The organism is Marinobacter azerbaijanicus, from assembly GCF_030250645.1.
GTDB lineage: Bacteria > Pseudomonadota > Gammaproteobacteria > Pseudomonadales > Oleiphilaceae > Marinobacter > Marinobacter azerbaijanicus.
The window spans coordinates 1-9,242 of the sequence record NZ_JASSVS010000031.1 but is presented as its reverse complement, the minus strand read 5'-3'; the positions used below and the strand labels follow the sequence as shown (position 1 = coordinate 9,242).

Below are 9,242 nucleotides of genomic sequence, written 5' to 3'. Positions count from 1 at the left end.
TGCCGGCGGTCTACACCTACGAAGGCAAGCAGTACGTTACCTTCGCGGTGGGCGGCAACTCCATTCTACTGCCCAAGGTCAGCGATCAGGTGGTTGCCTTCGCCCTGCCAGATTGACGCTACGCTCCTGTCCATTGCGGTAGGCTGCGGTCGAGGCGACCCAACACCAGGCCGCTCGAAAACCGTTTTGCTCTTACATTTCCTCATATCCAAGTAACGAGTCCTATGCCATGATCAAGATTAAGGTATGAATGAATGCAAGGAGAAGAGCCGTGAAATTCAAACTCATCATGGTTTTTGTCGATCAGGATCGCATGGAAGACGTGCTAAATGCCGCACGTGACGTAGGAGCTACAGGAGCCACCGTTATTCACAATGCTCAAGGACAGGGTCTAAGGCGACACCTGACTTTTTTTGGTCTGGAATTCATGGGAGCGCGCAGTGTCGTGCTCATTCTTGCTGAGGAGAGCCGCTCTACCGCCATACTAAATTCGGTCACTCAAGCTGGCAGACTTGACGAGAGTTTGGAAACCGGCATTGCATTAGAACTGGACGTCAGCCGAACCAGAGGACTCAGTGAGCATATAAGAGAGCTCAAGAAATCGCCAACGAACCCTTAGCCCGCCTCAAACTCCCTCAGTTAAGCTCCGCTCGGCCTGCCGAAGGTCGTCCGGTAGGCCAAGCAGAACCACCACGTCTTCTTCCTGGAGCTCAGTATCCTCTGCAGGATAACGATAGCGTTGCTGTCCTCGCACTAACGCCGTCACCATGACCTCCTGCATTTCCGAAGCCAACTGCTTCAGCGTATGCCCGACAGCCGGGCTGCCTGCACTCAACTTTATGGCATGCAAGCGTTCAACATCAGCATCATCAGGTGTCGCCATTGCATCTAGCGTGCCGCGAAATAGCTCCCTAAGCATCGGGTAGCGGCTGGCACGTTGCTCCTGAAGATAACGGGTTACACGGTAAAGAGGCACCTGCAAGGCCAACAGAGAATGCGAGACCATCACCATTCCTGCTTCGAGGGTTTCGGGAATCACCTCCGTAGCCCCCGCCCGACGAAGCTCCTCTACCCCGCCCTCATCTCGCGTCCTTACGATAATAGGTAGAGACGGTTGGTGCTGCCGGATGAGCTGGATGGTTTTTACCGCAGCGGTACGGTCATCGTGAGTAATAACCACCAGCGTCGAGCTTACCACGCTAGCCGACTCCAATACGATAGGATCGGCAGTGTCCCCATAATAGACCGGATGACCGGCCATGCGTGCCTCTCTCACGATGATAGGGTCCATATCAAACGCAATGAAGGAAATCGACTCGGCTTCCAGGAAACGGGCAACAACTTGGCCGGTTCGACCGTAGCCGCAAATCACCACATGACGGCCGCTAGCTGGCTGAAGCATAGAGACAGAGGGAAACTCGGGATCGGACGCTTCGTTCCCCAGGCGTCGATTCAACCAAGTGGATAGGGGCTGGTTGGCCTTGATGAGAAAGGGCGCAAGCACCATCGAAAAAAGTACCGATGTCAGCGCGATCTGTGCTGCAGCGCTGTCGATGATTCCCCCTTCCAACCCGATGGCGAGCAGCGCAAACCCGAACTCGCCTCCTACCGCCAGCACCATACCTGTACGCAGCGCCGTGGGTAGGTCCACACCAGAGTAACGAACAATCCCCGTAACCAGAAGTACCTTGCTACCCAGCAACAATAGTGTACCAAGCAGAGCTTCCAGCCAGATCTCAGGCAATGCGGCTGGCTCTATCAACATCCCTATACTAACGAAAAAAAGGCCCAGCAGGACATCTCGGAACGGACGTATTGTAGCTTCAACCTGATGGCGAAACTCGGTATCGCCCAATACCATACCCGCCAGGAACGCCCCGAATGCCATGGATAAGCCCAGCGATTGTGTCGTCCAGGCCGCTACTAGAGAGACGAAGAGCACAGTCAGGGTAAAGAGTTCAGCCGATCGGCGCTCCGCCACCAAGTGAAATAGCGGTTTCAGCAGATATCGTCCGGATAATAGCACGATGCCAAAAGCCAAACCCGCCTTCAGCAGAGCCATCCCCAGGGCCCCCGCGACTTCTTGCATGGCGGCCACCCCAAGCACCGGAATGACGACGACAAAAGGCACTGCGGTAATATCCTGAAACACTGACATGGTCGTCCCCAGTCGCCCATGTCTTGTCTGGTTTTCTCCTTGTTCCATCAGCTGCTTGGTGATAATGGTAGTGGATGACTGCGCGAATACGGCGCCTACCACAAAAGCTGCAGAAGCGGGCAAGCCTGACAGCCAGGCTATCAGTCCGACAATCGCTGTCGTCAGCGCAACCTGAGCGGTGCCTAGCCCCAATATGGTGTGACGCAGCGCATAGATCTGCGGTAGCGAGAAACTCAGACCGATAGTGAAAAGAAGAAATACGATGCCAAACTCGGCAATGACCCGAATGCCTTGTTCTGCGACCACAGGCCCAGCTGTGTGGGAGCCGAGCATGACACCGACCAACAGGTAGGCCAGGCTCGGTGGGATACGCATGCGCTGAAACACCAGAACCACAAATACCGTGCCGCCTAACAACAAGAGGGTTTGAATCAAGGTCTGCTCAAGCATACCGCCATTTCCTCCATTCAGGTCTGTCAGCACATCCCACCCAAGCCTTCCATATTAACAGCAACGGCTATTCTCACACCCCAACCTGGTTGGGTGCGCACATCTCTGCCAGACGGGATTCGTACGATATTGCTACGCAATATCAGTGAGACCTATCGTGTCGGAGATTGGGAAATCGCCCCCAGCTCATAACCCAGCAGTTTTTCTAAATTCCAGCCTGCCCCGAAAGGCAGATTTTCTTATGCTAATCAGCAATTTAAAACATCGAATAAAGAACGGACTGATCCCTTGGCTTTTCTAAAAAATCATTCCGCCAGGCATCACAGCATGGACATATGGATGTGGCACGCTGGCGACGATATCGGTATCCACCACCTCGTCTAGCAAGCCGATCTGAGACCTTGAATTGTTCACTGCGCTTGCCGAAAGCGTGGCGCTTGAGCAGTGCCAGTTCATAGGCCAGCTTCTGGTTGAGCTCGGTGTGGCGTAGCGTTCTTGGCTCTGTGCCAGCGCCGATCCATGGCCGGCAACTGACTCTGGCGCTTGGCCTTGCGGATCCAAGTCTGGACAAGGGTTAGTGTTCAGCCCGTGCTGCAGCGCGACCTGGACAATCGAAACATCGCCCTACAGCAAGCTGTCACGATCTTGGCCTTGAACTCGGTGAGGCTTCAGCGGAAGGCGCGTTCACCGGACGCATACGATAGAAGCCCTGCAAGACCGAATCCAGCGGGGTGATGCGACTCGTTATTTCAGCATGCCACCCCTGAACGTCATCTTTGCAGAGCGGTCCGTCAGATCATTGAAGAAGGCTGGCCACCTGAACATGACGATGCGCATCAACGAGGTGAGCTTGCTGCTGCAGCTGCCGACGACGCCATGGCGGCATGCAGGTTGTGATGCGCTTTCATCGGAGCTTGGTTTCAAACAATGTTGTTTTTCTTGCTCTCTTCTTCTTTATCTTCTTCGCGCTGAGCCGACGAGGGGGACGAAACGGTCTGGCGGACCTCTGTCGAGCCGCCATTGAGACGATTGTCGATGTAGTTTAGAGCTGCTAGCTGGGCGAAGAGGACAGCAAAGCAGATCAGGAGGCTCTTAAACATGACCGTTCCAAATGCTGGTGAGGGGAGGCACCGATCATAAGGCACTTCTGGTCCCAAGGAAACGAATGATCCTAGTTATCCACGTCTCCTGAGTCTGGTCGGTGCGAGCTAGGCTACCGTAGCCTAGCGTTGCCAGTTTTACAAGATCTGGCACTTCCACGGGTATAGTAACGATCCGCTTCAGCACATCCTGATTGATCCTGCCGCTGGACAGTCCCCGGCGAGTAACACGGTAAGTATCCATGCCGGTGCAACCAACCACAGAGGGTGATGTACCGCCAAACGAAGCAGCCTCTCTGCGCCATGGTGGCTAGGTGCCCATCGTCTATCAAGGTGACCAATCTGCCTGCCCAGCTAAAAGCCTTGCCATATCAGTAAAACCTCACCCCAACGCTGATGACCTTGTCGCCCTGAACTTCGTTGACTACCCAGTGAATGCCATGCCAGCTCACATCATCTCCAACCACTGGGTGACCGCCAACCCGCTGGGTGATGAACTCTCCCAAGGTCGTTGCTCCTTCCCCCGGAGTTATGGCAAGTCCATAGGCCTTGGCGATATCGGCCATCGTGGCGTCGGCATCAATTGTGAAGGGACCGAAGAACTCCTGTGCCTTCTTGAGGCGCTCCTCGCCGCTGAAGAGCTTGTTCAAGGCGGGAAGATCATGGTTTCTCCCGATAACGCATACGACATCTCCAAGCTGAAGTCGTGTGCTGCCTTTGGGGTGAAGCATGCTGCGCTCGCGGAACAGAGCCGAGATGAGCGCTCCGGATGGGAACCGCAGCATTCGAATGGGCACATCATCCAGCGCCTCGTTCTCGACTCGGTAGACAAACATTTCGTAATCGTCATCGGGCAGGATGCCAAGAAAGCCGCGCTGATTGGGCTCCATCCCGCGGGGTATCTCAACTTTCATCCAGCGCGCCATCAAGGGAATGGTCCCGCCCTGAATCAGCAGTGACATCAGCACAACGGCAAATGCAGCATTGAAGTAGAGCGAGGCGTTCTCTACACCTCCGATCACGGGGAAGATAGCGAGCACGATAGGCACTGCCCCGCGCAAACCCACCCAGGAGATGAATCCGATCTCATGCCAACGGAATTTGAAGAATGGCTTGACGGTGAGAACCACTGCTAGCGGTCGGGCCACGAAGATCAGCGCCAATCCCAGAAGCGAGGCCGGCAGCGCAAACTCCAGTAGATCGGAGGGGTTAACCAATAGCCCCAATACTAGAAACAGACCAATCTGACTCAGCCAGGCCAGACCGTCGTTGACGGGCAGAATAAATGTCAAGTGCTTGCCCGGTTGGTTACCGACCATCAGACCTGTGAGATAGATCGCCAGAAAGCCGCTGCCTCCCAAGGCGCTGGTCACCCCGAACACACAGAAACCAAGAGCAAGGGCCAGCAGTGAATATAGTCCGGGTTCGAGATCGACCCAGCGCATGAAGCGAGCGATCAACCAGCCGCCGCCGATGCCTATCACCAAGCCCAACCCAAACTGCTGCAAGAAGAACACGGCCGTCTCGAGTATTCCTCCGATGTCTCCCACGAGCAGTTCGATTAGCATGATGGTGAGGAAGATAGCCATCGGATCGTTGGTCCCCGATTCGATCTCCAGGGTTGCTCCCACCCGCTCGTTGATGTTGACGCCTCTGCCGCTCAGCATCGAGAACACTGCGGCAGCATCAGTGGAGCCTACAATGGCGCCGATCAGCAGCCCCTCGTACAGATTGAGATCGAAGATCCACATGGCGATAAGACCGGTGATACCACTGGTCAGGAAAACTCCGATGGAGGCCAGGGCAAGGGCCGGTCTGAAGGCGACTCGAAAGGTGGTAAGCCGTGTACGCAGGCCGCCGTCGAGCAGGATCAGTGCCAGGGCCATGTGGCTGATCTGAAAAGCGAGCGGATAGTCGTCAAAGCGGATACCCAGAATTCCCTGTTCTCCCGCTAGCATCCCCAAGCCTAGGAATAGAACCAGCAAGGGGAGACCGAACAGTCTTGAGATCCGGCTGGCCAGGATACTGAGGGCGAGAAGAAACCCGGAAAGCAGAAACAGGGTGTTGATGGAGTCCATATGCTCAGCCTTGAGGACTTAAGTGGATCGGATAAAAACCGTATTGTTTCGTGGCGCCCCGTAACCGCGAGGGGCGCCGGCACCTGCAGACAAAGTTGATGTCATCCTTCGGCCAGCACCTTGGTCGCCTCTTCTCTCCTGTGCTGGATACCTCTCGGCCAGGCAAAGACCAATGCCTTGAGCAGGGTCGCCAGCGGAATCGCAAAAAAGATTCCCCAGAAACCCCAGATCCCACCGAAAAACAGCACTGCCACGATGATTGAGACTGGATGGATATTGTTTGTCTCGGAGAAGAGGATCGGAGCCAGGACGTTGCCATCTAGCGCCTGGATTATGCCATAGGCGATCAGCACGTAGACGAACTCGCTGGTCATGCCGAAGTGGAAGCCTGCCACTGCTGTCACCGGCAGGGTGGCCACCGCCGCCCCTATGTAGGGCACCAGCACCGAGATGCCCACCAAGACCCCCAGTAGCGCCGAATAGGGTAGCCCGAAAAAAGCGAAAGTTAGAAAGGAGACGGCGCTGACGATGAGGATCTCGATGCACTTGCCCCGAACATAGTTGGCGATCTGGTCGTCCATCTCATACCAGATGCGGGTCATGAGGGTACGCTTCTGTGGCAGCAGCGAGAGCATGAAGGAAATCAGCCTCTCGTTATCCTTGAGCAGGAAGAACACCAGTATCGGCACCAGCACCAGGTAGATGATCAGTGACATCAAATTGCCCAGCGAGGCCAGGGACAGGGTGAGGGCGCGTTGTCCGAGCTGCGTTATCTCGCGGCTGACCATGCCAATCCCGCTCTGAATCTGGTCGGGAGTGATCAAGTTCGGGTAGCGCTCCTGCAAGCCATCAAGCAGTTGTTGGCCACTGGCAAACATGCGTGGCGCTTCATGCATCAACCCTATAAGCTGGGTCCAGATCAGCGGCATCAGGATAAAGGCCAGCGCCAGCAGCATGCCGGCAAAGCCCAGAAACACCAGTGTCACTGCTAACAGGTGTGGCACGTGACACCTCTCCAGCCAATTTACTGCTCCCTGTAGCAGGAAGGCGATCACCAGCGCGATCAGGAAGGGCGCCAACATACGCCCAAACAGGATCACTGCAGCGAAGCCTAGCACCAGCACCACCAGCAGGATCACCGCCTCCTCGTCGGAGAAGTAGTGATCGACCCAGTTCTTAAAGATAGCCTGCAAGGTCATGGCGTATCCTCCCCGCCCTCGTGGATCCAGTCGTGGGAGATATCGCCACACTCCTCTCGGGCGAGTATTTCATACGGGTTCTGGGCACTGGAGGCCTTGAAGCCCTGCCAGGCACCCACATGGATGGCCAACACCTTGGGCCGCGGCAGCGGGCAGGGAAAACCGTGGACCTCCGAACGGTTATCAGGTCGTGAAGCCATGTTTTCTTTCCGTATAAGTGGGGCCAAAGGCCAGTGGCGCGTCGGCACGAAAGTCACTTAACTTGAAAGTATTTTACAGATTGAATCACTATCAGGCCATGACGGGTACCGACTACCACACCGCGAGGGGCGGCACCTGATGCTTCGCTTTCTGGTAACCCCGGTGGTTATCGTGGTGGTGTGGCCGATGCCATGCAGACAGAGGATGGTCCATCATGGCTGTGGAGCTGTTGCCAGTGGCAACGGCGTCATCCTATCCATGGAAACCCTAACACTCTGAATTTTCATTTTCAGGGGGACCTGTCTTGCGGCTGAGGTATGACTGTCCGGATGCACTACTGACAATTCAGGTGTTACTCATGGCAAGACCGCCCCCTTACCCCCTGTCACCTTCACGTGCTAGCGTGATTTTGTCTGGTCGCAAAGTCGCGCTGGCGTTTTCCGCTGCAGCCGCAATCGGCATCACTAGCGCTGTCCAGGCTCAGTCCGCCGACGATGCACTCTATTATCAGATCGGCGGGGCGTCCCCATTCAGCGTGTCTGCCGCCGCGGCTACAATCCGTTCACCCAGGGCATCGGCTTATCTAAGCTTTGACTGAAAGAAGGAATAAAAGCACCTTTCAAAACCGGTCTTATTGCTATCAGTAACTCAGTGCGGCTTAAGAATATGTCACGCTGTTTGGTATCGTTTCTCGATTACTACGCGGGCCATAATCTCGCCCCAGGGTCAAACAGCTTTTTTGCTAGGGACCTCGAGATCACCAAATTTATCCATGGAGCAAGCCGGGTTTTGAGGTCGTTGCATCATGCGGCATCGTCAATAGCATCGTCTCGGCGAGGCGTTCCAAGACAGGAAGATCCTCGGTGGGAACCCGCTTCATAACTGCCTCGATTGCGTTCTGGTGGCGCTAAAGTAATGCTGTGCGCTCAGCCTTGCTTTCTGCGGTTAGGTGTAATTACCGAAGACACTTAGCATTAACGCTAATGTTTCAAAGAACTAATGTCTAGTTACTCACTAAAACACTATCCGCTTCGCTAAACGAACAGACAGAGACACAACAGTTAGCTGGGAAAAAGCGAATATGATTTCACTAATAAAATGACCATCATAGACCTTATCAGAATGAATCGAACCGCTAATAGCCCCAATAGCCACGGCCAAACCAGCCACTACAATACCATACGACACCCCTCGGCGCCATGAGATAAAAAAAACAGGGATTGCGTAAAGCAGCATAAATGTAGAAGGCTCGTTGAGCGAACGATTGAAAATCAGTACCGCTGCAAGCCAAACAATGCAAAACAAGACGTCCTGTGCAACATTTTTTTTCATGCTTAAAAGCGAACACCTGAGCCAGAAAAACAGAAATTAAAAATCTCCTAGCGAGACGACTATCGGTCATCCTCGTAGATACTGATTGGCTTAGAGCGAATGTCTTTAACTAATGTGGAGTTTTTAACGTAGCACCAAGCCCTTTGCGAGGTACCATCTGGAAGCACCACTTCTACCCTTCTTCTTTGATTACCATCAGGTTCATTTACTTTTTCTAAAAAATCCAGATTGTCGATAAGCACGTCATCGACCCAGTACAGCTCCCCCATCACTTTTTTTCCATGCCCTTTAGCGTCGATCATAACTGGCTCGTAACGCTCACTGCATAAAACTAGCGGGTGTGGCTCAGCTGTCTTAACATTGGCGATGAACTGACTAAGGCCTAGATATCGCTCATGGTGAGCGAATCCTCGCTTGAGTGTTCCGTAAACAAAAAGTAGGTGATCCATAGCTACACTCCACGGCATTCTTTGGTTGTATAACCTTATCTACAACGCCACCCATTAAATAAGTTATATTGTATTAATGACTAGTTTCATAACAGCCGGGGAGCGTTGCCCCGGCCATAGTCAGCTATTACTCCATCGAGCCCTGATTTGCCCCTGCCTCCTTTGGCTGGGGCAGCGAGGGCAGCGACTTGTCGAGCAGCTCGACGCTCTGGCGATAGTAGAGCTGGCTCTTGTTGTGCTCGCCCAGGTTGGCGTAGAGCCGCGCCAGCTCGGCG

At 54.3% G+C, this 9,242-nt stretch carries 8 protein-coding genes; 1 reads left to right on the top strand and 7 read right to left on the bottom strand.

All coding sequences use genetic code 11. The features are described from left to right. Positions 1 to 271 precede the first annotated feature (271 nt). Entirely contained in the window at positions 272 to 619 is a 348-nt protein-coding gene (locus tag QPM17_RS22955; protein WP_234272235.1) for a P-II family nitrogen regulator, read from the top strand. A 6-nt stretch (positions 620 to 625) separates the two neighbouring features. Here the strand turns inward: QPM17_RS22955 and QPM17_RS22950 are convergent, their stop codons facing one another. The 7 genes from QPM17_RS22950 to QPM17_RS22920 all read right to left on the bottom strand — a co-directional run bounded on the left by QPM17_RS22950 (position 626) and on the right by QPM17_RS22920 (position 8,967). Further along, positions 626 to 2,608: a cation:proton antiporter domain-containing protein gene (locus tag QPM17_RS22950; RefSeq protein WP_285394075.1), complete on the bottom strand. Its 1,983-nt coding sequence runs from the start codon at positions 2,606 to 2,608 to the stop codon at positions 626 to 628. 920 nt (positions 2,609 to 3,528) lie between these two features. Beyond that, positions 3,529 to 3,708, bottom strand: a complete 180-nt coding sequence (locus QPM17_RS22945) for a hypothetical protein (protein WP_285394074.1) — start codon at positions 3,706 to 3,708, stop codon at positions 3,529 to 3,531. Between the two features lie 371 nt (positions 3,709 to 4,079). After that, positions 4,080 to 5,786, bottom strand: coding sequence for a potassium/proton antiporter (locus QPM17_RS22940; RefSeq protein ID WP_285394073.1), 1,707 nt, complete (start codon positions 5,784 to 5,786; stop codon positions 4,080 to 4,082). 101 nt (positions 5,787 to 5,887) lie between these two features. Beyond that, a complete protein-coding gene (locus tag QPM17_RS22935) occupies positions 5,888 to 6,979 on the bottom strand; it encodes an AI-2E family transporter (RefSeq protein WP_285394077.1) in 1,092 nt (363 codons plus the stop codon). A gap of 2 nt (positions 6,980 to 6,981) precedes the next feature. Then, complete coding sequence (locus QPM17_RS22930; protein WP_285394072.1) at positions 6,982 to 7,185, bottom strand: hypothetical protein; 204 nt, start codon at positions 7,183 to 7,185, stop codon at positions 6,982 to 6,984. 1,015 nt (positions 7,186 to 8,200) lie between these two features. Continuing rightward, on the bottom strand, positions 8,201 to 8,518 hold the full coding sequence (locus QPM17_RS22925) for a hypothetical protein (protein ID WP_285394071.1): 318 nt from the start codon (positions 8,516 to 8,518) through the stop codon (positions 8,201 to 8,203). Positions 8,519 to 8,577: 59 nt separating this feature from the next. After that, positions 8,578 to 8,967, bottom strand: a complete 390-nt coding sequence (locus QPM17_RS22920) for a gamma-glutamylcyclotransferase family protein (protein ID WP_285394070.1) — start codon at positions 8,965 to 8,967, stop codon at positions 8,578 to 8,580. Positions 8,968 to 9,242: the final 275 nt, after the last annotated feature.

Coding starts and splice junctions, on each gene's coding strand:
- QPM17_RS22950 (WP_285394075.1), bottom strand. CDS start 2,608: ATGCTTGAGCAGACCTTGATTCAAACCCTCTTGTTGTTAGGCGGCACG.
- QPM17_RS22945 (WP_285394074.1), bottom strand. CDS start 3,708: ATGTTTAAGAGCCTCCTGATCTGCTTTGCTGTCCTCTTCGCCCAGCTA.
- QPM17_RS22940 (WP_285394073.1), bottom strand. CDS start 5,786: ATGGACTCCATCAACACCCTGTTTCTGCTTTCCGGGTTTCTTCTCGCC.
- QPM17_RS22930 (WP_285394072.1), bottom strand. CDS start 7,185: ATGGCTTCACGACCTGATAACCGTTCGGAGGTCCACGGTTTTCCCTGC.
- QPM17_RS22925 (WP_285394071.1), bottom strand. CDS start 8,518: ATGAAAAAAAATGTTGCACAGGACGTCTTGTTTTGCATTGTTTGGCTT.
- QPM17_RS22920 (WP_285394070.1), bottom strand. CDS start 8,967: ATGGATCACCTACTTTTTGTTTACGGAACACTCAAGCGAGGATTCGCT.